Annotated in this window: 22 protein-coding genes and 1 tRNA gene; 11 read left to right on the top strand and 12 right to left on the bottom strand. The window is 34.5% G+C overall.

Features of this window, described 5'->3' with window-relative positions:
- Nucleotides 1-1,044: 1,044 nt before the first annotated feature.
- Together EG344_RS14915 and EG344_RS14910 are read right to left on the bottom strand one after the other, a co-directional pair.
- Nucleotides 1,045-1,845, bottom strand: coding sequence for a DNA alkylation repair protein (locus tag EG344_RS14915; protein ID WP_123910091.1), 801 nt, complete (start codon nucleotides 1,843-1,845; stop codon nucleotides 1,045-1,047).
- Nucleotides 1,842-2,480 carry a peroxiredoxin-like family protein gene (locus tag EG344_RS14910; RefSeq protein ID WP_123910090.1) on the bottom strand — a complete coding sequence of 213 codons (639 nt, stop codon included), beginning with the start codon at nucleotides 2,478-2,480 and terminating at the stop codon, nucleotides 1,842-1,844. The genes EG344_RS14915 and EG344_RS14910 overlap by 4 nt, the downstream gene beginning before the upstream one ends.
- 97 nt (nucleotides 2,481-2,577) lie before the next feature.
- On the opposite strand from EG344_RS14910, the gene EG344_RS14905 reads away from it, so the two are divergent.
- The 4 genes from EG344_RS14905 (at nucleotide 2,578) to gap (ending at nucleotide 6,267) form a co-directional block, all read left to right on the top strand.
- Nucleotides 2,578-2,964: a winged helix-turn-helix transcriptional regulator gene (locus EG344_RS14905; RefSeq protein ID WP_123910089.1), complete on the top strand. Its 387-nt coding sequence runs from the start codon at nucleotides 2,578-2,580 to the stop codon at nucleotides 2,962-2,964.
- Between the two features lie 316 nt (nucleotides 2,965-3,280).
- On the top strand, nucleotides 3,281-4,159 hold the full coding sequence (locus EG344_RS14900) for a DUF4846 domain-containing protein (protein ID WP_123910088.1): 879 nt from the start codon (nucleotides 3,281-3,283) through the stop codon (nucleotides 4,157-4,159).
- Nucleotides 4,160-4,242: 83 nt separating this feature from the next.
- A complete protein-coding gene (pfkA, locus tag EG344_RS14895) occupies nucleotides 4,243-5,229 on the top strand; it encodes a 6-phosphofructokinase (protein ID WP_123910087.1) in 987 nt (328 codons plus the stop codon).
- Between the two features lie 33 nt (nucleotides 5,230-5,262).
- On the top strand, nucleotides 5,263-6,267 hold the full coding sequence (gene gap / locus EG344_RS14890) for a type I glyceraldehyde-3-phosphate dehydrogenase (protein WP_065399227.1): 1,005 nt from the start codon (nucleotides 5,263-5,265) through the stop codon (nucleotides 6,265-6,267).
- A gap of 102 nt (nucleotides 6,268-6,369) precedes the next feature.
- On the opposite strand, the gene EG344_RS14885 is transcribed toward gap, so the two are convergent.
- Nucleotides 6,370-7,140 carry a hypothetical protein gene (locus EG344_RS14885; protein WP_123910086.1) on the bottom strand — a complete coding sequence of 257 codons (771 nt, stop codon included), beginning with the start codon at nucleotides 7,138-7,140 and terminating at the stop codon, nucleotides 6,370-6,372.
- Nucleotides 7,141-7,331: 191 nt separating this feature from the next.
- On the opposite strand from EG344_RS14885, the gene EG344_RS14880 reads away from it, so the two are divergent.
- Both EG344_RS14880 and EG344_RS14875 read left to right on the top strand, forming a co-directional pair.
- Nucleotides 7,332-8,144 carry a response regulator transcription factor gene (locus EG344_RS14880; protein ID WP_228412744.1) on the top strand — a complete coding sequence of 271 codons (813 nt, stop codon included), beginning with the start codon at nucleotides 7,332-7,334 and terminating at the stop codon, nucleotides 8,142-8,144.
- 80 nt (nucleotides 8,145-8,224) lie between these two features.
- Entirely contained in the window at nucleotides 8,225-9,409 is a 1,185-nt protein-coding gene (locus EG344_RS14875) for an oxygenase MpaB family protein (protein WP_123910085.1), read from the top strand.
- Nucleotides 9,410-9,442: 33 nt separating this feature from the next.
- Here EG344_RS14875 and EG344_RS14870 read toward each other — a convergent pair whose 3' ends face one another.
- Entirely contained in the window at nucleotides 9,443-10,657 is a 1,215-nt protein-coding gene (locus EG344_RS14870; protein ID WP_123910084.1) for a DUF3329 domain-containing protein, read from the bottom strand.
- Between the two features lie 370 nt (nucleotides 10,658-11,027).
- Here EG344_RS14870 and recA point away from each other — a divergent pair, with 370 nt between their 5' ends.
- Entirely contained in the window at nucleotides 11,028-12,029 is a 1,002-nt protein-coding gene (gene recA / locus EG344_RS14865; RefSeq protein ID WP_123857667.1) for a recombinase RecA, read from the top strand.
- A gap of 60 nt (nucleotides 12,030-12,089) precedes the next feature.
- Here the strand turns inward: recA and EG344_RS14860 are convergent, their stop codons facing one another.
- Nucleotides 12,090-13,547, bottom strand: a complete 1,458-nt coding sequence (locus EG344_RS14860) for a hypothetical protein (protein ID WP_123910083.1) — start codon at nucleotides 13,545-13,547, stop codon at nucleotides 12,090-12,092.
- Nucleotides 13,548-13,699: 152 nt separating this feature from the next.
- A complete protein-coding gene (locus EG344_RS14855) occupies nucleotides 13,700-16,588 on the bottom strand; it encodes an alpha/beta hydrolase family protein (RefSeq protein ID WP_123910082.1) in 2,889 nt (962 codons plus the stop codon).
- A gap of 154 nt (nucleotides 16,589-16,742) precedes the next feature.
- Here EG344_RS14855 and htpG point away from each other — a divergent pair, with 154 nt between their 5' ends.
- Together htpG and EG344_RS14845 are read left to right on the top strand one after the other, a co-directional pair.
- Nucleotides 16,743-18,635 carry a molecular chaperone HtpG gene (htpG, locus tag EG344_RS14850; protein ID WP_123910081.1) on the top strand — a complete coding sequence of 631 codons (1,893 nt, stop codon included), beginning with the start codon at nucleotides 16,743-16,745 and terminating at the stop codon, nucleotides 18,633-18,635.
- A 427-nt stretch (nucleotides 18,636-19,062) separates the two neighbouring features.
- Nucleotides 19,063-19,464, top strand: coding sequence for a helix-turn-helix transcriptional regulator (locus EG344_RS14845; RefSeq protein ID WP_123910080.1), 402 nt, complete (start codon nucleotides 19,063-19,065; stop codon nucleotides 19,462-19,464).
- 513 nt (nucleotides 19,465-19,977) lie between these two features.
- Here EG344_RS14845 and EG344_RS14840 read toward each other — a convergent pair.
- Entirely contained in the window at nucleotides 19,978-20,274 is a 297-nt protein-coding gene (locus tag EG344_RS14840) for an MGMT family protein (protein WP_068944649.1), read from the bottom strand.
- Nucleotides 20,275-20,362: 88 nt separating this feature from the next.
- Between EG344_RS14840 and EG344_RS23975 the strand changes: the two genes are divergently transcribed.
- Nucleotides 20,363-20,509 (top strand): hypothetical protein, encoded by a 147-nt coding sequence (locus EG344_RS23975; protein WP_164464444.1) that lies wholly within the window; start codon nucleotides 20,363-20,365, stop codon nucleotides 20,507-20,509.
- A 512-nt stretch (nucleotides 20,510-21,021) separates the two neighbouring features.
- On the opposite strand, the gene EG344_RS14835 is transcribed toward EG344_RS23975, so the two are convergent.
- The 5 genes from EG344_RS14835 to EG344_RS14815 form a co-directional block, all read right to left on the bottom strand.
- A complete protein-coding gene (locus tag EG344_RS14835) occupies nucleotides 21,022-21,996 on the bottom strand; it encodes a deoxyhypusine synthase family protein (RefSeq protein ID WP_045500886.1) in 975 nt (324 codons plus the stop codon).
- Nucleotides 21,997-22,567: 571 nt separating this feature from the next.
- Nucleotides 22,568-22,948: a GreA/GreB family elongation factor gene (locus EG344_RS14830; RefSeq protein WP_123910079.1), complete on the bottom strand. Its 381-nt coding sequence runs from the start codon at nucleotides 22,946-22,948 to the stop codon at nucleotides 22,568-22,570.
- Between the two features lie 298 nt (nucleotides 22,949-23,246).
- Nucleotides 23,247-23,885: an outer membrane beta-barrel protein gene (locus EG344_RS14825; RefSeq protein WP_123910078.1), complete on the bottom strand. Its 639-nt coding sequence runs from the start codon at nucleotides 23,883-23,885 to the stop codon at nucleotides 23,247-23,249.
- Nucleotides 23,886-23,934: 49 nt separating this feature from the next.
- A complete protein-coding gene (gene arfB / locus EG344_RS14820; protein ID WP_123910077.1) occupies nucleotides 23,935-24,327 on the bottom strand; it encodes an alternative ribosome rescue aminoacyl-tRNA hydrolase ArfB in 393 nt (130 codons plus the stop codon).
- Nucleotides 24,328-24,384: 57 nt separating this feature from the next.
- Nucleotides 24,385-25,413: an AMP-binding protein gene (locus EG344_RS14815; protein ID WP_123910076.1), complete on the bottom strand. Its 1,029-nt coding sequence runs from the start codon at nucleotides 25,411-25,413 to the stop codon at nucleotides 24,385-24,387.
- Between the two features lie 99 nt (nucleotides 25,414-25,512).
- On the opposite strand from EG344_RS14815, the gene EG344_RS14810 reads away from it, so the two are divergent.
- Nucleotides 25,513-25,583: transfer RNA gene (locus tag EG344_RS14810), tRNA-Gln, on the top strand.
- The last annotated feature ends 137 nt before the right edge of the window (nucleotides 25,584-25,720 follow it).

Below are 25,720 nucleotides of genomic sequence, written 5' to 3'. Positions count from 1 at the left end.
TGTACAGATTTACACAGATGATTTTTTCTTTTAAACTGATATTTTGATCTGGGAAATATTGATAGAATTCTTAATTCATATTCTCATATTGTGGATAACTTTTTCTTACTGTAAATTAGACTTATTTTCGAAAAACCTTTTCCACAGGCATATTTCATAACCTATTAAATTTGTGTTAGATATAACAGTATTTATTATACAATATCATATTGTGGATAACTTTTTCAACCACAGATTGTACAGATTTACACAGATAATTTTTTCTTTTAAACTGATATTTTGATCTGGGAAATATTGATAGAATTCTTAATTCATATTCTGACATTGTGGATAACTTTTTCTTACTGTAAATTAGACTTATTTTCGAAAAACCTTCTCCACAGGCATATTTCATAACCTATTAAATTTGTGCGAGATATAAAACTATTTATTATACAATATCATATTGTGGATAACTTTTTCAACCACAGATTGTACAGATTTACACAGATAATTTTTTCTTTTAAACTGATATTTTGATCTGGGAAATATTGATAGAATTCTTAATTCATATTCTCATATTGTGGATAACTTTTTCTTACTGTAAATTAGACTTATTTTCGAAAAACCTTTTCCACAGGCATATTTCATAACCTATTAAATTTGTGTTAGATATAACAGTATTTATTATACAATATCATATTGTGGATAACTTTTTCAACCACAGATTGTACAGATTTACACAGATAATTTTTTCTTTTAAACTGATATTTTGATCTGGGAAATATTGATAGAATTCTTAATTCATATTCTGACATTGTGGATAACTTTTTCTTACTGTAAATTAGACTTATTTTCGAAAAACCTTCTCCACAGGCATATTTCATAACCTATTAAATTTGTGCGAGATATAACACTATTTATTATACAATCTCATATTGTGGATAACTTTTTTAACCACAAATTGCACAGACTTACAAAGATGATTTTCCTTTTAAACTGATATTTTGATCTGGGAAATATTGATAGAATTCTTAATTCATATTCTGACATTGTGGATAACTTTTACTTACAAATGGTACGCAAGGCTTTCTTGACAATATATTGAGTTTCCTTTGTATTACTTTCCCGTAGCCATTCATCACAGATTTCCACTACAAATTCCGGCTGGGATTTACTGGCATCATTCAGCCAATTGCCGACACTATCCTGTACATATCTTGATGAGTCTGATCTTAATGGCTCTAAAATTTCCAGCCCTAGTCCTGGATTTTGTTTTAATGCTTCAATATGCTCACACCATACTCCTCTCGGTCTTGTTGATTCACTCGCAAAACGTCTGATATTTTCATTGTCGTGCTTCGTCCATTCTGATAAAATAGCTATACATTCTTTAAGATTTTTCGAAATATCCGGACGTACGGTCATCCAACAAATTTCTCTTACCCCAAAATGAGAGTCTGCAGCAAAAGACTGAATCTTTTTAATTTTTTCTACTGTATTAAGACCATTATTTCTTCCAATAGTATAAGCTGCCCAACAACGAACCAGATCAGACTGATGGGTAGATAACTTCGTCAGAAATTCTTCATCTTTGTTTTTAAGTGCAAGATCAAGAATTCCTAATCCAATTGCTTCATTGATGGTGTTGACCGTTTGTTTTTTCAATTGGTCTACATTTTTGAGGATAGGCTGGAAATATTCTGACCGATTATTCTGTATTAATAGATTTTCCAGCAACAGTCTTTGATCAACGGCCAGCCATTCTGTAAGATTAGCTGTTTCAATTTCACCTCTGTTCAATTGTATTAAAATATCAGCAGGAATATCTTTTATAGAACGGGCTCCTTTTCTTTTTTCTGTCATAATACTTTTATTAACTCTTCCACATCTACTCTATTCGTGTAATTTACATCTAAAAATTTATATGTGACGACTCTATTTTCATCCACAACCAAAACAGCAGGAACCGGTAAAACATTACCATTATTTTTATTGAAATCAGAAAGATTAATTCCAAGTTTATGATAATAAGGAAGTACAAAATCCTGCAATTTAAAAGTTATACCTAATTGTTTAGCAAAATGATTATCAGTATCTGTTAATACTTCAAACTCAAGGTCATTTTTCTGAACCATACTTAGAGAATGATCTGGATTTTGTGGAGAAATAGCAATTAAAGCAGCTCCTTTTTCTTTTATTCTGGAAAGATTGTCCTGTAAAAATTTTAATTCCAGATTACAATAAGGACACCAGCTCCCTCTGTAAAAAGCCAAAATTATTTTCCCCTTGTTAAGAAATTCTTTGGAACTTATTATTTTCCCCAAAGCATTGGACAATAGAAATGCTGGCATCTGATCTCCTATCTGAATACTATTTTCTTCAATCTTCCTTGTTTTTAAATCCTGAATAGATTTTCCAAATGTTTCCAATACCTCCTGTGGAAGCTGCGAAGATAATTGCTGATTCAACTGTTCGATCTGTTTTGCCAGTGTACTCATTCTTTTTAATTTTTATTATTTTTACAAAGGTCTAAAAGCCTCTATAAATAAGCAATAACGCATATTTTTCACCCATAGGGATAAAAAAGTCAATTTTATGGAAATAAAGGGAAGAGCTGAAGAAAATAAAATTTGTCCGTTGGAAGTTGCCGTCAATACCATCAGTGGAAAATGGAAAATTCCAATTGTTTGGCAAATTAATGAAGGAAAAAAACGTCCAAGTGAATTTTTGCGTGGAATCGCAAAAGTAGATCGCAGAGTTCTTAACCAACAGCTTACAGAAATGGTTGACGATGGTATTTTGACAAAACAGTCTTTTAATGAGCTTCCCCCTAGAGTTGAATATACCCTGACTGAGCTCGGTAAAAAACTGGTAACGATTCTTTGGCAGCTGAATGATTGGGGAAAACTGTTGATCCCTGAAGAGGAAAATGCAGATGATTATCTATTGGAACACTCAAAGACGCAAAAGTATTCTGAATAAGCAGTGTTTTAAGGTCCGCAGATTTTATCTTTGATAAAATTATATACTGCAAAAAAATCGCCACGAATGCGCGAATAATTTAATTTACACTTATCGTCTATGTACCTATTGGTTCATTTTTTTGCCACATAGACATATAGATCTTAGAGTTATCCTTATAAATATTAATAAAAATAAATTCGTGCATTCGTGGCTAAAAAACACTTGTAAATCTATTTGTTTCTTAGCGTTTTCCAACAAAACCAAAGGTAGGTCAACTCACAGTTTCAATATCTCACAAAAATTCTCATATTTGTAGCCTAATCAAAAAAACACCATGAAGAAAATCACATTGAGTCTTATCATTATCTTACTGGCCATAAGCTGTGGCAAAGAAAAATCCGGTGACAGACTTTTAGAAGAACCGGATAAGGATGAACATCTCATCACAGAGAATGCTGTAAAAATCAATAAAGATAAAAATACGATCAAGGAAAGATTCTCTTCTCCGAAAGATTATGAATGGATAGAGGAAAATCCGGATTCCTTCGGCTATTTCATTGAAAATTTTAAACTGAAACCTTATGGAAGCCAGATTTTGAGATATGACAACTCGCCTATTTCCACACAACATCTTCATGAAGCCGTTTTTGATATTGATACGGGAAATAAAGATCTTCAGCAATGTGCAGATGCAGTGATTCGTCTGAGAGCTGAATATTTATACAAAATAAAAAAGACGGATGATATTAAATTTCATTTTACCAGTGGACATCTCCTTAGCTGGAATGATTATAAAAATGGAACAAGAGCTTTTGTGAATGGGAATTCCGTAAGCTTTAGAAAAACGGCTGGTTTTGATGATTCTTATCAGGGTTTCCGGAATTATCTGGACCTCATCTTTAATTACGCAGGAACAATTTCTCTTAATAAGGAAACTCAACCGGTGACCAAAAGCTCAGATTTAAAAACCGGAGACATTCTGATCACCCCTGGAAGTCCGGGCCATGTAGTTTTTATTGCCGGAGTTTGTAAAAATAAAGAAGGAAAAAAATTATTTTTACTGGGAGAAGGGTTCACTCCTGCTCAATCTATACACCTGTTATCCAATCCTTTTCAGAAAAATATTTCGCCGTGGTATGATCTTGATGTGAATGCTCCTGAGACCAAAACAGCGCGATATATTTTCAAACCAACAAATTTCAGAAGTTTTTAATTCTATATATTCAAAACTAATGGAAAGTTACTACGATAATCTGAACTTGTTTTTGTAAATTTGTGTTCGAAATTTTTTACTAGATGAAAGAGAGTGCTGTAAAAAAGATTGCAGTTCTTACTTCAGGAGGAGACTCTCCAGGTATGAATGCAGCATTAAGAGCGGTAGTAAGAACCGCCAATTACTATAATATTGAATGCTATGGAGTAAGGGAAGGCTACAATGGCCTTATCTGCAATGATTTCCTAAAAATGGGAGCCCGTTCCGTAAAAAATATAATCAACCAGGGTGGAACGATTCTAAAGTCTGCCAGATCCGCTGAATTCAGAACCAAAGAAGGCCGTCAGACGGCTTATGATAACTGCGTAAAGCTAGGTATCGATGGTTTGGTGTGTATTGGTGGGGACGGAACTTTTACAGGTGCCAAGATCTTCAGTGAAGAATTTGGGATCAGAGTAATTGGTATTCCGGGAACGATCGATAATGATATCTTCGGAACAGATAATACCATCGGATATGATACTGCGTTGAATACCGCCATGGACGCGATTGACAAAATCCGTGATACGGCCACTTCTCACAATAGAGTTTTCTTTGTAGAAGTGATGGGTCGGGACGCAGGATTTATCGCTTTAAACAGTGGATTAGCAACAGGAGCTTTGGATATTTTAATTCCTGAGAAGAAAGACAGCACAGATGATCTTTTTGAGAAATTCAGAAAAGCTGGAAAAACAGGAAAGGCATCCAGCATTGTTGTAGTAGCAGAAGGAGAAAAACTAGCCAACGTTTATGAACTAGCAGAAAAGACAAAGCAAATATTCCCTGATTATGACATTCGTGTAGCGGTGTTGGGGCATATGCAAAGAGGAGGATCTCCTAGTTGTGCAGACAGAGTGCTTGCCAGCAGACTTGGATATGGTGCAGTAGTAGGATTAATGGATGGTCAAACGAATGTAATGGCTGGAATGCGTTCCAACGATGTGGTGTATACACCTATCGAGGAAGCTATTAAAAAACATAACGAAATCAATAAAGATTTAATGTTGATTTCAGAAATCTTAGCAATCTAATTATTTTTATAAATCTAATAAAAACAAACTATTATGTCAACAATTAAAGTAGGTATCAACGGTTTTGGTAGAATTGGACGTCTTGTTTTCAGAGCAATGACTGAAAGAGACAACATTGAAGTTGTAGGAATCAATGACCTAATCAATGCAGAATACATGGCTTACATGTTAAAATATGACTCTGTACACGGTATTTTCCCAGGTGAAGTTTCTGTAGAAGGAAATGATCTTGTAGTAAACGGAAAAAAAATCAGAGTAACTGCTGAGAAAGATCCTAACAACCTTAAGTGGGACGAAATTGGTGCTGATTATATCGTAGAATCTACAGGTCTTTTCTTGTCTAAAGATTCTGCTCAGGCTCACATCAACGCTGGTGCTAAGAAAGTAATCCTTTCTGCTCCTTCTAAAGATGATACTCCAATGTTCGTAATGGGAGTAAACCACAAGGAACTTACTGATGATATCAAAATTTTATCAAACGCTTCTTGTACTACCAACTGTTTAGCTCCTTTAGCTAAAGTAATCCACGATAAATTTGGAATCGTAGAAGGTTTAATGACCACTGTACATGCTACAACTGCTACTCAAAAAACTGTTGACGGTCCTTCAATGAAAGACTGGAGAGGTGGTAGAGCGGCTCTAAACAACATTATCCCTTCTTCTACAGGTGCTGCTAAAGCAGTAGGAAAAGTAATTCCTTCATTAAACGGAAAATTAACAGGTATGTCTTTCAGAGTACCAACTGTTGATGTTTCTGTAGTTGACCTTACAGTAAGATTAGAAAAAGCGACTTCTTACGATGAGATCTGTGCTGCAATTAAAGAAGCTTCTGAAGGTGAATTGAAAGGTATCCTAGGATATACTGAAGATGCAGTAGTATCTCAGGACTTCGTAGGAGATAAGAGAACTTCTATCTTCGACAAAGATGCTGGTATCATGCTTTCTCCTAACTTCGTGAAACTTGTTTCTTGGTATGACAACGAAATGGGTTACTCTAACAAGTTAGTAGATATGCTTGTACACGCTGCTTCTTTATAATAAGTAATGAGTAATCAGCAATAAGTAATATAAAGCCTTCCCGATGGGAAGGCTTTTTTGGTTACTATATATAATTTATTTAAATAACTTTTCATAAAGAGTTTAGGGATTTGATGTAGGTTTGGCTGTTTTCTCATTATCTTTAAAAATACTTATACCTACTCCAAAAGTTAACCACGGCTTTCCTTGATTTTTCCAATCATAAATGTTACTATCAAATATATTGTCAACTCCTCCTGAAACTCCAAATTGAACAAATTCATATTGATACATTAAATTCAAGGAGAATGTTACAGCGGCAACAGATATTTTATTATCTAAAGGCTTCTCTAATACTGTAGTATTATATTTATCCAAACTTACAGAAGAGGGTCCCACTCCAAACAATGCCGAAAAAACATGTTTATTTGTCCTCCACGGATTAAATTTCACACCACCTGCTATAGCTAATGCAAACGTTGGTTCAAAAGTACCATCATTTGGTCGCCATTTGAAAGGATAAACAAATGTTCCCCAAGCTGGGGCTATTCGATTATATATTTTTACTGAGGACACATCAATTAATTTTTTTTCGATTAAAAAGTATCTCTGCGCATCTGTTGTAATATTAAAATTATATTTATTATAGTCGGGAGAGCCTTTTTCCCAATCCCAAAAATATATTTTATAATATTCACCTTCTTCACCTACAATTGTAAATTTTGAATTACCATAAACAGAAATAGTGGATGCTGATTTTTTTGATGTTGAAGAGGCTTCATACTGATGTAAATCTGTGGGGCCATTCAACATTCTACTTTCATTTATTAAACTCTGCCCCAAAATTATTTCCACCCAGCCAAGTAGAAGAAGCAACATAATTTTTGTTTTCATGATTAATTGTTTTTCAGGTTAAAGTTTTTTTATTGGAAATAAAGAAGATAAAGAGAAAGCTTCAACCGTAAAACAAGAGGCTTTAGAAATTGAGCTTCCATGGTCATTAGTTTCACATAAAGCTACAATACTTTGAGGCTACATGAAATACCACAAAAGGGGGATTTTTTTATCAAAATTTTATTAATTTTATGAAAACATCAACCATGGATAAAAAATTTATACCCCAGGCTAAAAAGCCACATCTTCTGACAAGGGTCTGGAACAATTATCCGGAGCTCTTTCATAACGAAAGCACAATGATGACGATCCCTTCCATTGAACGTCTTATCGGAGAAGTCTTTGCTCCCGGAAGATTTTATCATTACATCATCAACTTTGCAGACAGCACGATCTACAACCACCATGAAGACATTCTGAAAATACATGGATTGAGTAAATATCCCATACATCTTAAGGAAATCATAGATCTCATCCACCCTGATGATCTGGAGTTTGTCATGGAAGCTGAAAGAATGTGCATGGCGAAAATGATAGAAATAAATGCTTCCGACCGACTTTCAGAACTGAAATTCAGCTATTGCTTTCGGATGAAGACCTTCAAAGGAAATTACGAACTTTTCCATCATCAGTCTTTACATGCTTATAGGGATGAAAGTGGCAGAATTTTGCAGGCTATTAATATCCATACCAATATTGAGCATATCACCCATCAGAATTCTTACACCGTTTTAATCTCCGGCATCAACGGCAGTGAAGATTTTCATCAAATGCAATGGCAAAAAAATGATAAAATAACCGAACCTCTCCTTGTCAACTTTACCAAAAGAGAGGTTGAAATTATTACCTATATCGCACAAGGCTATTCTGCCGGAAAAATCTCTGAACGATTGAATATTTCCGAAGAAACTGTAAGAACCCACCGAAAAAATATTTTAAGGAAAGCAAATTGCAAAAACTGTTCTGAGCTCATTAAAATGGCCTTTGAATGGGGATATTTATAGAATCTACTTCCCAGCCTGATAAATCTCACGATACCATTTCGGTGTAAAACTTGTACTTTTATATACCTAAGGAATGAACAATGATACAACCGCGGTTTAAAGATGCTCCACATTTTAGAAATTTTTGGGAAAAAGGTAATGGAAAACAGCTTATTGAGTTTTCCGGTGCTGAAGTAAGCTTTAAAAATTTTGAAAAATACGCTCCTTTCTTTTATCATGTAGATGAAACCGGAGATGATGTGGTAAAAGAGGTTTATTTTACTAAAAAGTTCCACGAAGCATCCAAAGAAATTGAAGGGTATATCCGAAATGGAATTTCTGAACATGATCCTGTGCCCGAAAGTGTAAAAAAATTGTTCGCTCAAACCCAAAGTATTCCAGATTGGCTGGATTATAACTTACTAAAAAGCGGTGCTGAGCTCTGCATGCGCAGCAACCTCGATTCATTGATTTCTTTAAGAGACTATTGCCTGATAGGAGGCTATGATTACGCTTACCTCAACAAACCGCTTATTGTTACAGAAGCATTAAAAAAAGGAGCGGTAAAACGTCTTTCTGAAACCTTAGATTTCTGGGTGAACGTTACCCGTTATCATGCATTGGAAATTCACGCCAAAGGCTATGAATTTGCTATCAAAACCCGCTTGATCCATTCCTATGCCAGACTTTCTATCAAAAAACATTATAAAGCATGGGATACTGAAAACTGGGGTGAACCCATCAATTCCTGGGATATGATGGCAACCTATATTGGTTTCAGTTTAGTTTTTCTTCACAGTCTTCAAAAATTAGGAAATACATTTTCCATTGAAGAAGAGCAGGGCATTTTTCACCTGTGGAAATATGTAGGATATCTTCTTGGAATCCCGGAGCAGCTTCTTCCTGATGATAAAAAACAGGCTACAGAATATTTTCATTTATGGACTTCCGTGCAGCCACCGTCAGATAAAGATTCTGTTCTCTTGGCTCATTCTCTATTAGATGAATCGTTGGAAAATCCGATTTTAAAATTTGAATTCCAAAGAAAAAATCTGAGATACCTTCACGTCTGTTGCACCTGGTTTCTGCTGGATGATGAAGTCTGCAAAAGACTACAAATCCCTGAAGTTTCCAACAGAATGTTGTTTCCAAAATCAAAAATACTTTTCAACAGAATTTATGATCGTCTTGTGAGCAGAGATTCAAGGATAAAAAGAGGAAATAAAGATCAGATGAAGGTATTGAAAGATTATCTGAACATTACTAAGAACTCAAATTTTCATTAAACTCAGCCTTTTAAGGAAACGAAAAGGGGAAAATTACATTTGTTCATCTTCCTTAACACTATCCGAAGAAAGTTTTCTGTTTCTGAAATTCCAGATCAGGTACAATAAAAACAAAATAAACCAGACACCAAAGACTGCACTAATGAAAAATCCCACAATAGAAGGGTGTAGATAGTTCGGTTTGTAAAACAGACGATCAAGGATTGCAAATTTTTCTTTTAACTGGCCTCTTTCGTAAGTATTTCGTATTGCATTAAGAGGTTCCTGCTGATGATCTCTGTAATAAAAAACATCTTTAGTCAGATCTTTCGGAACGATCTTCGTTTCTATATTATATTTTTTTAAAAGGACATCCAGTTTCTGAAATGAGGCAAGCAGTGAATCCTGGCTATATTTGTAAAGCAAATTGTATCTTTTTGTCGCATTTTGATACTTTTGTTTCTGTTCAGGAATGTTATGCAATGGAGAGAACAAAATATTATTTTTAAGAAAAATACACATTTTATCATCGTAATCGGGATGTACTACTGTTCCTTTAAATATAATTTGAGTACTATCCCCTATATTCTTTTTAGAAATAATCCTTTTTTCCATCTCACTGGTATCAAGTCCAAGAATGTCGAGTACTGATCTTGCTTTATCGCTTATTTTTTTGTGATCGGTACTTAGCACAGTTAATGTATCAATACTGTAATAAGTTGATTCTATTGAATAATAATCCTTATTGTCCGGATAATAATACAGGGTATCTCTCTGTTCTATCACAGGATAAGGTTTGGGATATAAAATATTTTCGGCGTTAAACAGTTTCTCTGAACTGTAGGAAGTATAGTTATATAGAAAAGGCTGTAAGACATTCAGCAGCGTTTTATCTTTATTAAGGTCCTTTTCAGGCAATTCAGTTCGAAGTTTTGCATTTAATCCGAAACTGTAACTGATGAAAAAAGTCAGGGACAAAAAGGATATCAATAAAAGCACAATACCTATTCCCAATTTTTTTGATAGATCATATTTCTTTTGGGAATGATTCCTAAGGAGAAAAATAACAAAGAAAAACAGAAAAAGACCTGATATGAAAACGTGAGAAATGGAAACGTCATCATAAAATTTGAACCTGTAAAATTCTGTATAAATATAAATTCCCTTAAGGCCCTCAAATTTTACATATCCGTAAATAAAGTAAGCCAGGTGGATGACAGCTAATACAGCAAAAGATTTAATCAGGAATAATTTTAATTTTCTGTCCATAAGAATGATCTTAAAAATAATGTTTTAAGATAAGCATTTTTTATATCAGACGGATGAATTTCTGGTTGAACCCATCAATATAAAAGTAATATAATCATTAAAAAATAGGCTAACTCAATAGGTTATAAAGACTATAACTCTTAGAAATTATCCGGTCAATATTAACTTCCAGCCTCCTGTTTCCTGCTTCCAACCCTAACTTTCTTTATTTTTTCAATATCTCCATACCACATTTTGCATCTCCTTCGTTATGAATAACATCAGTCTTAAAATTTTATCATTTTTTAACTCTAAAAACCGGTTTCAGGGATAAATAATATTAGTTTTTGATCTATAAATTATGTATTTTTGAGAAATTATTTTAATAGAGATGAGTAACATTGATGATAAGAAAAAAGCACTCGCATTGGTGCTTGACAAGCTAGATAAAACATACGGAAAGGGAACGGTAATGACTTTAGGTGATGATTCTATAGACAATACCATAGAAGTAATTCCTTCCGGATCTTTAGGATTAGATATCGCATTAGGTATAGGAGGATATCCAAAAGGAAGAATCATTGAAATATATGGACCTGAATCTTCAGGTAAAACAACATTAACACTTCACGCTATTGCTGAAGCTCAAAAAGCTGGTGGTATTGCCGCATTTATTGATGCTGAGCACGCCTTCGACAGAACTTATGCTGCGAAATTAGGAATTGATTTAGAAAACCTTATCATTTCTCAGCCAGATAACGGAGAACAGGCTTTAGAAATTGCTGATAATCTGATCCGTTCAGGAGCAATTGATATTGTTGTTATTGACTCTGTTGCAGCGCTTACTCCAAAAGCGGAGATTGAAGGGGAAATGGGAGATTCTAAAATGGGTCTTCATGCAAGATTGATGTCTCAGGCATTAAGAAAATTAACGGCTACCATTTCAAGAACGAAGTGTACTGTAATTTTCATCAACCAGTTAAGAGAAAAAATCGGTGTAATGTTCGGTAACCCTGAAACAACTACCGGTGGTAATGCTCTTAAATTCTATGCTTCTGTAAGAATTGACATCAGAAAAGCAAGTGCACCAATCAAGCAAGGTGATGAAGCCATCGGAAGCCGTGTGAAAGTTAAGATTGTGAAAAACAAAGTTGCTCCACCTTTCAAACAGGCAGAATTCGACATTATGTATGGAGAAGGAGTTTCTAAAGTAGGAGAAATTCTTGATACAGCGGTTGATATGGGAATTGTGAAGAAAAGCGGTTCTTGGTTCAGCTACGAAGAGTCTAAATTAGGCCAAGGGCGTGATGCTGTAAAAGATGTTTTAAAAGATAATCCTGAACTTGCCGAGGAATTGGAAAACAAGATCAAAGAGGAGTTGAAAAACAAATAATACATAAAAAACGGTCTGAATGTTCAGACCGTTTTTATTTTATATAGATATTATCTTATTTTATTCTGCAATCTTACCCTGTAACTGCATAGCTCCTGCAACCTGCATTCCTAGCCTAAGGGCAGCAAATCTCATATTTTCTTTACTTACAAAAGCATCAACTGTGAAGAAGTCTTCCACTTCTGTATTGGTAATCAGTCTTAGTTTCAGAATAAATCCTTTTACACTTCCATCCGGCAGCAATTCACTCTCTTTAATATCCAGTACTTTACCAATAAAGTCAATACATCCATAATCAGGAAGATCCTGGCTTGGTTTATAAGCGGTAAATTCTTCATCAGTCTTCGTACCATCCGGTAAATCAAAACTTTGATGGAGATCTAGCACGAAAATAATTCCACTCAAATTAATATTTAACTTATTCTGTGTCTGATATTGAGTTTTATTTTCTGAATAATCCGTAGGGAAAAACCAAAGTCCGAAAGTATCTCTTCCAAGACCTCCTACGATAGCTTCATTATTATCTACATTTTCCCATTCACGAATTTCTTTAGTCTCGAAATCAAGAGAGAAATTGGTTTTTACTTCCGGATAAATGGTATTAAAATCTTCAGAGATAATCGTTTTGAATCTTATATCTGCAAATTCTGTATGCTTAGCCTTTTCTTCCGCAGGTATTTCATCTACTCTGCACAAAGCCATCGTTTCCATCAAATATTGAGAATATTTTTCTTGAGTCTGGAAATTTTGAAAACCAAAAATCCCACCCCACATATTCGCAAGAGAATGAACATTTGATTTCTTCATGATAATTCCAGCCTCATTTGTACTTTCCGGGCTTTTGATCTCTTCTCTGTTTGTAAAATAATCTTTACCGTCTACCAGCTGGTTATTCATGATCTCATTGTTTTCTTCATGAGAGAATTCAGCAAAGCCTTTGAAAGTAACATTTTCATTCTCGAAAGCATAAGGCAATGCAATATTATTTTGTTCACCATCATTAAAATGGTAAGAAACTGTAATCGCTTTAAGATCTTCCGGGTTTACTGCCAATGCATGGTTACCATCATTATTGAACTGAGAATGATAAAGAATAGCATACGACTTGATTTTCCCTTCTTTCAACTCGTTTTCAAACTTTTCCTTCATGTTGCTAAGCACGACTTGTGGTGAAAGCCCATAAGTAGGATCTGTAATCATATAAGCAAATCCTTCTACTTGACCATCTTCTTTTTCAAACGCTGAAATTGGAGCAAAATCTCCTCTTAATTGAAGGGCAATAGAATACACGATATAATCACTATAAATCTTGATCTTTTCATATAATTCATTCACCTTTTTCTCTTCCATAGGTTGTGGTGGTACTGGCGTTTCCAATACTGGATCCTGTATTACCTCTACCACTTCCTCTATTTTCTCTTCTACTATTTTCTCCTCTGGCATTTCTTGCTGCTGAACCGGAGCACTGACATTTTCCTGTCTGTTGTCTTTCTTCTTAAAAAAATCAAAGATTCCCATATTGTTGTTAAAATTGGCGGTAAATATAATAAAAGCTCGCAATAGGCCCATCATAAAAAAAATGCCATTGTGTCAGTTTATTATTTGTTATGATATTCTCAAAATAGGATTAAAATAAACTCGGCGGAGCCTTTGGCTCCGCCGAGTTTATTTTAATTAGGTTTATCATCTGTTAACTCAAATCCCCAATCTTTTCCTTTTTGGGTCGCCGGAATTCCTTTAGTCATCCAGACCGGAGCTTTAGCTCCTTTAAGATAATAATCAAAAAACTGCTGTTCTCGAATTTGAATATCTTTTCTGTTCTGGCGTTTGATAAGGTTATGATCGTCACCATTATAATTCAGAAGCCATGCCGGTTTTCCGAGACGGCGTAATGCTGTAAACATTTCGATTCCCTGATACCATGGCACTGCACCATCCTGATCGTTACTCATAATAGCTACCGGAGTTTTTACTTTATCAATAGCAAAAAGCGGTGAATTTTTAATATAAAGATCCGGTGCTTCCCATAGATTCTTTCCAAGTCTGCTTTGCGATTTTTCATATTGAAACTGTCTGTTCATTCCTGAACCCCATCGGATCCCTCCATAGGCAGAAGTCATATTGACTACAGGAGCACCGCTCCAGGCAGCGGCATACATATCAGTATGCGCAATAAGATAAGCTACCTGATAACCGCCCCAGCTTTGTCCCTGAATTCCTATTTTAGTACCATCTACCCAAGCGTTTTGCTTCAGTTTTTCAACTCCGGAATTAATATATTCCATTGCTGATTCTCCGGGAAGTCCGTCTGTGTAAGAAATATCAGGTGTAAAAACCAAATATCCGTTGCTCACAAAATAAGAAATATTTAATCTTGAAGGGGTTGGTGAAGGAGCCACATAACGGTTCAGATTATCAGAAAGTTTTTCATAAAAATAGACAATCATAGGATATTTTTTGTTCGGATTGAAATCTTCCGGCTTGTATAAAACTCCTGTAGACGTGTTTCCTTTTGGTGTTGTCCAATGTACCAACTCGTCCGTTCCCCAATTATAAAGGTTTTGTTGCGGATTGGTGTCGCTTATTTTTTGTTGTTTTGAGAAATCTGATGTTGTAAAAATATTCGGTGAATCTGTATAGGATTCTTTTACTACAATATATTCTTCTGCATTTTTTGCTTTTTGAAGACTACGATATCCCCATACCTCTTCCATTTGAATTTTTACAGGATCTGTATTTGACTGGATAGAAGTTTTAAAAATCCCGTTTGCTTTAGTTGTATTATCAAATGCAGACAAATAGATAGAAGATTTTCGGTTTAGACTCTTAATATCTTTATCTAAATCGTAAGTATCAAATGTTACTTTATTTTTACGTCCAAATCCATTCGTAATATTTCTTGGTTTCTTTGAGCCGTTCAGGAAAAATTCCCAAAGGTCATAGCGGTCTCTGATAATGACAGACTCATCATTATCCGTCCAGGAAGCAATTCCGTAAGCGTTTGGAAAATCCGGCATATCAAACTCTTCATCCACAAAAGAAACCGGCAATCCACTAGTAAGAGGCAACGTTTGTTTTGTTTTAACATTATAGCTCAACCATTTTCCTTTTTCACTATCAAAAATTACAACGAATTTCCCCAATGGAGAGACAGCAACCGAACCATCTAAGTTTTTAATGATTTCTGTTCTTTCTCCTGTTTTGTTATCAATCACAAAATAGGTTTTCTTTGTTGAACCTTCCCATTGCGAAGAAATACGATTATTCAAGCTGGTAACTCCCAATGCAAAATCAGCATTTCCTTCGTTTACCAATCGTAAAGTATCCAGATCTGCCCCATCAATATTCCTAAAGAAATCAGGTTTCTCTGTTTGCATTACTGCAGCGTAAGATTTTTTCAAATCATTTTTCAATTCTTTAAGCTGTACCGTTTGTAGATAATCATCTCTGTAATTCCAGATATCCACCACAGCATGGTCATTCGCAATCATTGCGGTATCTTTTGCAATAGGTCTTGGAGCAACACCGAAATACAGTTGCTTTCCATTTTTACTGAATAGAGGTACACGATTTTCAGAAATTACCCAGTCTTTTTTCATTTGGGTATTTTGATTGGTGATTAACTCCTGCTTATTTCCTTTAAAATTAAAGTAATACAAATTGTACAGCTTTACTAAATCATTTTGTGCAGAAGAAGTGCCTACGAATGCCAATTGGCTTCCTACCTCATCAAAAGATAATTGTGAAAAATCACCTTCCATTTCCGAAATTTTAGTTACCGTTCCTTTTTGCAAATCTACTATCTGTACGGTTTCAAGAGTGTATTTCTTTGGTTTTGATTTATCAGTATCTTTATCTTTTTTATCTTCAGATTTTCCATCCGTTGAATCCTTTTCCTCTTTTTTATCCTTTTTCTCCTCCGGTTTCTTGGTCACAAAAGCGAGTTGCTTACCATTTTTACTGAACTCATAGCGGATTACATTATCATACGTTGTAATTTTTCCATCCAGAAGATTTCGTACTACCAGTTGCAATGGTTTTGCATTTTTATCTTCCTCCTTATTTTCGTCATTGTCATCCTTATCTGCAGATTTATCTTTGGTATCTTCCAGAAGATAGGCCACATAAGAACCCATTTTTTCAGGAATTTTAAATGTTTTTACATTAGGAATTTTCTCCGTCTTGCCATTCAAAACATCCATTATTGCAAGACTGTCTTTTGTGAGTTTATTCTTTTTAAGCTTTTTATCTTTTACCGCTTTTATATCTTTATACAATGGGCGGATCTGAAAAACAGCAAATCTGGAATCACCTGTAAAATCAACTTTTGTCCCTCTCTCAAATTTCTTTGAAATTTTATTTTTAACTGAATATAAAAAAAGGTTAGGATTTCCCTCCTGAACATCTACAGAATAGGCAATCCATTTTCCATCATCTGAGATTTTTCTCGCACCTATATTTTGCCAATTGTCATAGACAGAATGGTCCAAAGGCTTCTTCTGCCCATACAGACTGCAAGCCATGATGAACAGAATAAAAATTGTACATTTCAACTTCATTTTTAATTTTTTTTAAAGGATTAAAAATAGCGTATTTCTTTGACAAATCCACATCATTCCTCGTTTCTATCATTCAAAAAAATGTCATTCTGTCACTTTCTTCTTCGTGGTATTTTTTTTGAGAAAGATTTGAAAATTAAAAATCTAAAATATTATGACGAAAGGAAATATTAATGTATCGGTGGAAAATATTTTCCCACTTATTAAAAAGTTTCTTTACAGTGACCACGAAATATTCTTAAGAGAGCTGATTTCTAATGCTACGGATGCTACTTTAAAACTAAAACATTTAACAAGTATTGGTGAAGCAAAGGTAGAATATGGAAATCCTAAGCTTGAAGTTAAAATTGATAAAGAACAGAAAACGTTACGTATCATAGACCAAGGTATTGGTATGACCGGTGAAGAGGTTGAAAAATACATCAACCAGGTTGCATTCTCAGGAGCTGAAGAGTTTTTGGAAAAATATAAAGATACCGCAAAGGATTCAGGAATTATCGGACACTTCGGACTTGGGTTCTACTCTGCTTTTATGGTAGCTGAAAAAGTAGAAATCCTTACCAAATCTTATAAAGACGAACCCGCAGTAAGATGGATCTGCGACGGAAGCCCGGAATTCACCCTTGAAGAAACAACTGATAAAACTGATAGAGGAACAGAAATCATTCTTCACATTGCAGAAGATTCTGTAGAGTTTTTAGAAGAAGCAAAAATCCGTGAATTGTTATTAAAGTATAACAAATTCATGCCTGTTCCTATTAAATTCGGAACAAAAACACATACACTTCCTTTACCGGAAGACGCACCGGAAGATGCGGTTGCTGAAACTGAAGAAGTAGATAATATCATCAACAATCCTACTCCAGCATGGACTATCGCTCCAAGTGATCTGACCAACGAAGATTATATGAAGTTCTACCATGAATTGTATCCAATGCAGTTTGAAGAACCTCTATTCCATATTCACCTGAATGTTGATTATCCATTTAACCTTACAGGAGTTTTATTCTTCCCCAAATTAAGCAACAACTTAAATATTGATAAGGATAAAATCCAGTTATACCAAAATCAGGTATTCGTAACGGATGAAGTAAAAGGGATCGTTCCGGATTTCTTAATGCTTCTAAGAGGGGTAATTGATTCTCCGGATATTCCGTTGAACGTATCCCGTTCTTATCTTCAGGCAGATGGTGCAGTAAAGAAAATCTCTTCTTACATTACTAAAAAAGTAGCTGATAAAATGGCTTCTTTAATCAATGAAAACCGTGAAGACTACGAACAAAAATGGAATGACATTAAAGTAGTCATCGAATACGGAGTGGTTACAGAAGAGAAATTTGCTGAAAAAGCTGATAAATTCACATTATATCCAACAACAGACGGAAAATATTTCCTTTGGAATGAGTTAGTTGATAAAATCACGCCTACTCAAACTGATAAAGACAACAAGCTTGTAATTCTTTACGCAACCAATGCGGATGAACAGCACAGCTATATTCAGTCTGCAAAGGATAAAGGATATGAAGTCCTGTTATTAGATTCTCCAATCATTTCCCACGTTATCCAGAAACTGGAAACAACGAAGGAAAACATTTCATTCGCAAGAGTGGATGCAGATCATATCAACAATCTGATCAAGAAAGATGAGCCCGTTATTTCAAAACTGAATGAAACTGAAAAAGAATCTTTGAAAAAGAATGTAGAAGAAGCCATTCAGGATTCTAAATTCACGGTTCAGCTTGAAGACCTTGACAGCAATGATGCTCCATTTACCATTACTCAACCCGAATTCATGAGAAGAATGAAAGAAATGCAGGCAACCGGTGGTGGTGGCATGTTCGGAATGGGTGGGTTCCCGGAAATGTACAACTTAGTTGTAAATTCCAACAGTGAACTTTCTAATCAGATTTTAAAAACTGAGAATGCTGAAGAGAAACAAAGCTTAATCAAATACGCTTTAGATCTTGCTAAACTTTCTCAAAACCTACTGAAAGGAAAAGACCTGACTGATTTTATACAGAGAAGCTATAAGCAACTTGAAAAATAATTTACTGAAGACTGTTTCGAATGAAGCAGTCTTTTTTTGTATTAAATGTTGGAAAACGCTAAGGCGCAAGTTTTTTTCATACAGGATACTTTAAGGCGCAAAGATTTTTTCTACGATAAAATTGTATAACGCTGAAGACTGCCACTAATGCACGAATAATTTTAATTACATTTATAACCTATGTATCTATGTGGTAAAAAGATTTGAAACCACATAGGTACATAGAATATAATGTTTCATATCTGAGCATTAAAAAAAAAATCGAGTGTTTGTAGCAAAAAAATCAATGTAATTTTTGTTAAAGACGTGTTTTATCATAAAACTTTTGTGGTTTATCTTCCCACAATAGTGAAACTTCATCAGTATTTTTTCAGTTTTCTATTGTATACATTGTGCTTTTTTGCCATTTTTGTATAAAATGTCGGTCATGCAAAAAGAAAAATTACGTCTTATCAGAAAGCAAAAAGGCTATACTCAGCAGCAGGTAGCTGACTACATCGCTACGGATGTATCTAATTACAGCAGAAAAGAAAGTGGTGATGTAAGAATCGTCCAGGATGAATGGGATAAACTTGCCCGTTTCTTAGACGTTCCAGTTGAAGATATTTATGAAGATGAGACAGCTGCAGTAGTTGTTAATTATGACCATCCTGTTTTCAATGATAAATCTATTTCTGCAGGGGCCATCACTAACCAGAATAACTATGATAATATTCCAGGGGCTGTTATTGAAAACCTGCAAGGATATATTACTCTATTAAAAGAAGAAAACGAAAGGCTTAAAGAGGAACTAAAGAATTCTCAAGCTCCTACAAGAGCTAAGAAATAATACGGTTTTAAGCTGTAAAAATATTTGGGTCACTCATATCAATGATATGAGTGATTTTTTTTACTTATTTTTTCACGCAAGAATTAGCGATTCGAACGTTTTATTTTAGAAAACTAAGAGAGTTCAGCTTTGTTGCTGATTAAGCTTTATAGTTATGCGTTCGCTTAATAAGAATCAATTCCATTGATTCCCTCTTTGCTTTCTCAAAATATTGCGGGATAAAATTAGAAACTTTGCGTTACAATAGGCACTTATTTTTGACCACGAATGCACAAATCTATTTTGTATCTGATAGTGTTATGAAAAACTTATTATAAAGCCTGATTAAACTTAACCACAGATATACACAGATGATTGAGAATAATTTTTTACCCGCCGATCAATACTCAGACAAAAAATCTTTGATTTTTTTAACTTAAGTGCTCTTCTCAACATTTAGTTTGTCACTAAGACAGACTAAAGTGTCTAAAATCTTTTGTGCCTTTTGTGGTTTTATAAAAAGTTTAAGCAGCTTTATAGTTCGTTCATCGGGTCCCAAAATAATTTCTTGAAACCTTTTATTCTTAAGTTTTCTACAGTAATTCCTTCCGCTTCCAACTTCTTCTGGAACTCCGGAACAGATAATGTTCCTGAGCTTGAAATGACGCGGTGAGCTGGAACATCTTCAGGACAACCTCCCATCGCTTTTCCTACATGGCGGGAATGATTGGGATAACCTACAGCTTTTGCTATAGCTCCATAGGTAGAAACTCTTCCTTTTGGAATAAGTCTGGCTACTTCGTATACCTGTTGTTTGAAAATTTCGTCCATATCTAAAGTCTTATGAAAAAGAAGTTGAGCTTTTGCATCATTTTTGAACGCTTATAGCATTAATGATGTTTCATTAAAAGATAAAGATATGAAAAAATCGCTTTTCCGTTTACTGAATGTAATTAATAAAAAGGTTCTTCCGAAGCTGAGTAATAAGGACCCAAACACACTGACAAAGGTTGAAAAGGGAATTCTGGCGTACCGATATTTTGTACTGGTTAATTCTTTGGATTGATTTTATTTCAATCAATTTTCACAGATCTTGATTAGAATAAATCTATTGACTCGCAGATTTAGCGGATAATGCTGAGTTTATTTTATATTAATCTCAGTTTGTTGGAAATCGCTAAGACGCAATTTTTTTTTACCTACATAATGCTTTAAGGCGCAAGGATTTTATCTACGATAAAATTGTATAATGTCGAATATTGCCACGAATACACGAATAATAATACTTATTACCTATGTGGTTCAATTTTTTTAAACCACATAGGCACATAGAATATTACACTTCATATATTCGTGCATCCGTGGCAAAAATATCTACGTGGTCATTGCTGACATTAATTCTTATACTACTGATAAGATATTTGTGTCTTACAGTTTATAACTTATTAAAGAGAATCTGCTTCATCTGCAAAAGCTGCAAAAGCTGCAAAAGCTAAAAGAGCATCAGAGGTTTAAATAAAAAAAGCGCTCCAAAAAAAATGAAGCGCTCCTATCGTGATCTCGTAAAGAGTTTATTTATTAAGCATTCTCTAGGATATAAGAGAACATTAGTGGTGCACAAATTGTTGCATCACTTTCAACGATAAATTTCGGTGTAGTGATATCTAATTTACCCCAAGTGATTTTCTCATTTGGAACTGCTCCTGAATAAGAACCGTAAGATGTAGTAGAATCAGAGATCTGGCAGAAATAAGACCAGAAAGGAATGTCATGCATTTCCATATCCTGATATAACATTGGAACTACACAGATAGGGAAATCTCCTGCAATACCACCACCAATCTGGAAGAACCCAACTCCTTTTCCAGCTGAATTTTTAGTATACCAATCAGCAAGGTAAGTCATATATTCGATACCTGATTTCATTGTCGTAGCCTTAAGCTCTCCTTTGATACAGTATGAAGCAAAAATGTTACCCATTGTAGAATCTTCCCATCCAGGAACTACGATTGGCAAATTAGCTTCTGCTGCAGCAATCATCCAAGAATTTTCTCTAGGAATTTCATAATACTGCTCCAATACTCCTGAAAGAATCATTTTATACATGAATTCGTGTGGGAAATATCTTTCTCCTTTAGCTTCGGCATCTTTCCAGATTTCTACGATGTGCTTTTGTAATCTTCTGAAAGCTTCTTCTTCAGGAATACAAGTATCTGTAACTCTGTTTAGACCTCTTTCTAAAAGATCCCACTCGTCCTGAGCAGTCAAATCTCTGTAATGAGGAACTCTTTCATAGTGCGAGTGTGCTACAAGGTTCATTAAATCTTCTTCAAGATTGGCACCTGTACAAGAGATAAAATCTACTTTCCCCTGACGGATCATTTCAGCAAGAATCTTTCCTAGCTCAGCAGTAGACATTGCTCCTGCCAAAGTAATCATCATTTTTCCGCCATCTTTAAGATGTGCAACATATCCTTTAGAAGCATCCACCAATGCAGCTGCGTTGAAGTGCAGGTAATACTTTTCTATGAATTCAGTTATCGGTTTGCTCATTTTTTTAATTTTTGCAAAGATAAAACTTAAAAACGGAATGCAGCCCAAGCACTTGAAGAAAGTCTCATACCAAGATGCTTTTTTATCATTTGTTAAATAATCAGGCTAAAATTTGTACTAGAGTATATTTTATTGGATAAACGCGAAGGCGCAAAGGCCTTATCAGGATTATGTATATTTTAAGGCGCAAAAAGATCAAAGATCTTCAGCAAGAAAAATGCTTATTTTTAGCTACGAATGCACGAATTTCTTTTATAAATGCTTTTTATATTAAATCCAACAACTCCTTATCTTCTCTAAAATCTATGTGCCTATGTAGTTTAAAATCTTTCACCATATAGGCACATAGAATATTACACTTCATCTATGCGCCTCAATAAAAAATTCATGCATTCGTGGCATTTTTCAACAGCATACAATTTTATCGCAGATAAAATCCTTGCGCCTTAAAACATCATGCATGTAAAAAACTTGCGCCTTAGCGTTTTCCAACGTTTGTTCTCAAGAAACAGAAAACGCAGCCCAAAATGGACTACGTTTTCTTCGTAAATTCAACCCTATATGACAAAGTTTAGCCTTCCCAGGCTTCCACTTTTACAATTTCAATTTTTCTTTCGCCTTCTCTGAAAGGCCAGTCGATGATATCCCCTACTTTATATCCAACTACAGCCAGAGCTATATTGGAAAGAATGGAGTGCTTATTTTTTTTAAGCTTTTCTCTGGTAGAAGGCACAAAAATATATTCGTGTTCAACATCCAGTGTATGATCTTTTAAAGTTACTTTTCTGTTAACTGTTACGATATCTTCCGGCAGGTTTCTTCTCAGTACCTGTTTGGCTTTTCTCAATTCTTCAGTTAATCTTTTCTCTTCCCCGATGCTTACCTTTTTTCTTCTAAGTGTATCTTTTATAGCATCATAAATCCCTGTGGTTACCGTAATATGTTCGGACATTTTTTTAATTTTTAAGATTAAAAATGCAGTATTTCCCAAACGATCCAATGTAGAATCCAGACATCAATCTGCCTCCTTCTATAGAAAACCGCAAAAAAAACAATAAATAAAAAATCCGGAATAATTCCCTGTCTTGAATCCTGACAGGGCTTAATTGATAAAGTCCTTGGAACTTTTAAGAAAAGAATCAGTATGTAAATACAATAATGACAGCAACAATCCTGCTCGTCGGCGATCCTCAGATAAAAAGATGGTTGCTGTCATTATGATGTTGTTTTAATTCTAACAAAGATAGAACTTAAAAATGGAATGTAACGACTCCACTTAAAGAAACTCTGGTTAATCCTTCTTTTGCATCACCTAGCTCAACTGTTGTTCCATTAATTTTCATTTTGGTTAATGTTCCTGCTGTTACACTTAATTTAGGTCCTATAAAAATATGGTCAGACAATGCATATTGATAACCAAAACCTGCATCTAATCCTAGATTAGATCCGGTTCCTTTTACATTACCTGTTTTTGTAGTGTATGAAATAACCCCTAATGCAGCATCAAGAATCAATTTGTGTTTCGTTGGCTCACTATAATTGGAATACATGATAGAAGGTCCAATAAAGGTTATATTATCTGTTGTACTTATAGGTATGTAGATTGTATTCCTCTGAGAATTCTCTACAGATAGCATTCCATTGCTTGATGCGCTATAATTGGAAAATTTCACCCCGATTCCAACGTTGTTCACGTGATAATAAGCAGAAATATCAAAATGAAGTCCGCTTTTTAATCCTTTGATGTAATCTTTTTCCTGTTTTGAAAGTCCCGAAGGTGTTTCAGCAACTCTCCAACCATATCCTACAGAGGGGATAAATGAAAATTTTTGGGCGTAAGAAAGTAAAGAAGTCGAAATAGCTCCCAGTAGCATTAGTTTTTTTATCATTTTAAAAAAAAATTTCCGGCAAAAATAGGGCTTTCCGTGAAACGGACAACTAAAATTTAAATCTTCTATTTTCTTTTTTATCAGAAAGCTTCTTTTTGCTGTCCAACCGCTTTTGTTTTTGAGCTCTGGACGGCTTTGTAGCGGTTCTTTTTTTAGGAACAATAAGGGCTTTATTTACGATCTCTATTATTTTCTCAATAGCTTTGTTTTTATTCATTAATTGAGTTCTGCTTTCAGAAACAGTCAGGAATAAAAAACCTTCAGCGTTGATTCTATTTTTAAGTTTTTCCTGAATCAATGCTTTTTCATCTTCATTAAACAATTCAGAAGCTGTGACTTTCCAAAGTACAGTCACGGATGTCTCTACTTTATTGACATTCTGCCCGCCCGCTCCACTGCTTCGGGAAGTTTTGAAACTGAGTTCTTTTGAAAATTCTTTCATTGTTTAAAATTTTGATCATTTAGATCCCGAAGATCATAAATCGGGAAACAAACATTCTTAAATATTTTCTATAATAAGTTTATACAATTCCAGCCTGTTTACCTTTCCATTCGGCGTTCTTGGAATTTTACCTATAAAAATAATTTCTTTGGGTTTGTGAAAATTCTTATCAAAAGGAACTGTAGAAATTTTCTGAATAATCGCATCAGACTGATTTCCTTCAATGATTAAGACCAATTTCTGGCCTAAACTTTCATCAGGCAATCCTAAAAAGACGGCTTCGTTTGGAATTTCTTTTTTGATTAATGCCTCCAAAGCTTCCGGAAAAATTTTCGCTCCACCTGAATTAATTACATTATCTATTCTTCCCAAAAATTTAAACTGTCTATTATTTTTAATTTCAACTAAATCATTAGTTACCAATACTTCTGCATTCACATCAGGAGCAAAGATAGTCAGACAGCCTCTTTCATCTAAAGAAATGGAAACATTTTCAAAAACGGTGAAATATTCTTCCGGTTCAGGCATCAACTGTTTTAAACCAATATGTGAAAGTGTTTCAGACATTCCATAGGTTTCAAAAATCCGGTTTGAACGGTCCAGATTCATCTGAAGAATTTTATTTTTTAAACTCTCAGAAACGGCTGCTCCACCGATAATCAAATTTTTAATCAGATGTAGTTTATCCAATGAGTTTTCTACCTGAAGCGGAGTCATAGCACAAAAATCTACTTCCTGGTTCAGGTTTTCCACAGGACGTAACGATGGTTCTCTGACTATTAACTGTAATTTCCTTTCCATAGAACGCACCACCATCATTTTACCTGAAATATATTCTACAGGCAGGCATAATAATGCTACATTCCCGTCTTTTAAACCTAAAAAATTGCAGGTCATGACTGCGGAATTCATCATTTTTCTTTTTTCGATCCCGAAAATTTTAGGAACTCCTGTAGAGCCTGAAGTCTGTACTTTTACAGTTTCTCCTTCAGAAGCCCATTCTTCTAAAAAATTTTCAACTTTTTTTTCAAATTCCGAATGAAAGGATAATTGATTAATATTGAGATTATTGAAGTCTATCAGCATGTTTTCCGTAAATAAAATCCTCAGTAAATTTAAAAAAAAAATCAAAAAGTTCTTGCATCTAAAGAAAAAAGCTGTAAATTTGCACCACCAAAATAAAACAGACCTATAGTGTAACGGTAACACTCCGGTTTTTGGTACCGTCATTCGGGGTTCGAATCCCTGTGGGTCTACAAACCATCCTTTTTAAGGATGGTTTTTTTTACTTTATATATCTAATTTTCCTATAAAAATTAAATCCTATTTTAAATAAAAAATCAGAATTTTCAAGAAAGAAATTTGTAAATAAGAAAAAAATATATAAATTTGC

Origin of the sequence: Chryseobacterium sp. G0162, assembly GCF_003815715.1 — a bacterium.
Taxonomy (GTDB): Bacteria; Bacteroidota; Bacteroidia; order Flavobacteriales; family Weeksellaceae; genus Chryseobacterium.
The sequence above is the reverse complement of the archived record's forward strand: the minus strand, read 5'-3'. Positions and strand labels throughout refer to the sequence as shown.

Excerpts from the sequence above, each read along its gene's own strand:
- EG344_RS14825 (WP_123910078.1), bottom strand. The coding sequence starts at position 23,885 with ATGATAAAAAAACTAATGCTACTGGGAGCTATTTCGACTTCTTTACTT.
- EG344_RS14915 (WP_123910091.1), bottom strand. The coding sequence starts at position 1,845 with ATGACAGAAAAAAGAAAAGGAGCCCGTTCTATAAAAGATATTCCTGCT.
- gap (WP_065399227.1), top strand. The coding sequence starts at position 5,263 with ATGTCAACAATTAAAGTAGGTATCAACGGTTTTGGTAGAATTGGACGT.
- htpG (WP_123910081.1), top strand. The coding sequence starts at position 16,743 with ATGACGAAAGGAAATATTAATGTATCGGTGGAAAATATTTTCCCACTT.
- EG344_RS14860 (WP_123910083.1), bottom strand. The coding sequence starts at position 13,547 with ATGGGAATCTTTGATTTTTTTAAGAAGAAAGACAACAGACAGGAAAAT.
- pfkA (WP_123910087.1), top strand. The coding sequence starts at position 4,243 with ATGAAAGAGAGTGCTGTAAAAAAGATTGCAGTTCTTACTTCAGGAGGA.
- EG344_RS14900 (WP_123910088.1), top strand. The coding sequence starts at position 3,281 with ATGAAGAAAATCACATTGAGTCTTATCATTATCTTACTGGCCATAAGC.
- EG344_RS14885 (WP_123910086.1), bottom strand. The coding sequence starts at position 7,140 with ATGAAAACAAAAATTATGTTGCTTCTTCTACTTGGCTGGGTGGAAATA.
- EG344_RS14815 (WP_123910076.1), bottom strand. The coding sequence starts at position 25,413 with ATGCTGATAGACTTCAATAATCTCAATATTAATCAATTATCCTTTCAT.
- EG344_RS14905 (WP_123910089.1), top strand. The coding sequence starts at position 2,578 with ATGGAAATAAAGGGAAGAGCTGAAGAAAATAAAATTTGTCCGTTGGAA.
- EG344_RS14910 (WP_123910090.1), bottom strand. The coding sequence starts at position 2,480 with ATGAGTACACTGGCAAAACAGATCGAACAGTTGAATCAGCAATTATCT.
- EG344_RS14855 (WP_123910082.1), bottom strand. The coding sequence starts at position 16,588 with ATGAAGTTGAAATGTACAATTTTTATTCTGTTCATCATGGCTTGCAGT.
- EG344_RS14870 (WP_123910084.1), bottom strand. The coding sequence starts at position 10,657 with ATGGACAGAAAATTAAAATTATTCCTGATTAAATCTTTTGCTGTATTA.
- EG344_RS14875 (WP_123910085.1), top strand. The coding sequence starts at position 8,225 with ATGATACAACCGCGGTTTAAAGATGCTCCACATTTTAGAAATTTTTGG.
- EG344_RS14835 (WP_045500886.1), bottom strand. The coding sequence starts at position 21,996 with ATGAGCAAACCGATAACTGAATTCATAGAAAAGTATTACCTGCACTTC.
- arfB (WP_123910077.1), bottom strand. The coding sequence starts at position 24,327 with ATGAAAGAATTTTCAAAAGAACTCAGTTTCAAAACTTCCCGAAGCAGT.
- EG344_RS14830 (WP_123910079.1), bottom strand. The coding sequence starts at position 22,948 with ATGTCCGAACATATTACGGTAACCACAGGGATTTATGATGCTATAAAA.
- recA (WP_123857667.1), top strand. The coding sequence starts at position 11,028 with ATGAGTAACATTGATGATAAGAAAAAAGCACTCGCATTGGTGCTTGAC.
- EG344_RS14880 (WP_228412744.1), top strand. The coding sequence starts at position 7,332 with ATGAAAACATCAACCATGGATAAAAAATTTATACCCCAGGCTAAAAAG.
- EG344_RS14845 (WP_123910080.1), top strand. The coding sequence starts at position 19,063 with ATGCAAAAAGAAAAATTACGTCTTATCAGAAAGCAAAAAGGCTATACT.
- EG344_RS14840 (WP_068944649.1), bottom strand. The coding sequence starts at position 20,274 with ATGGACGAAATTTTCAAACAACAGGTATACGAAGTAGCCAGACTTATT.
- EG344_RS23975 (WP_164464444.1), top strand. The coding sequence starts at position 20,363 with ATGAAAAAATCGCTTTTCCGTTTACTGAATGTAATTAATAAAAAGGTT.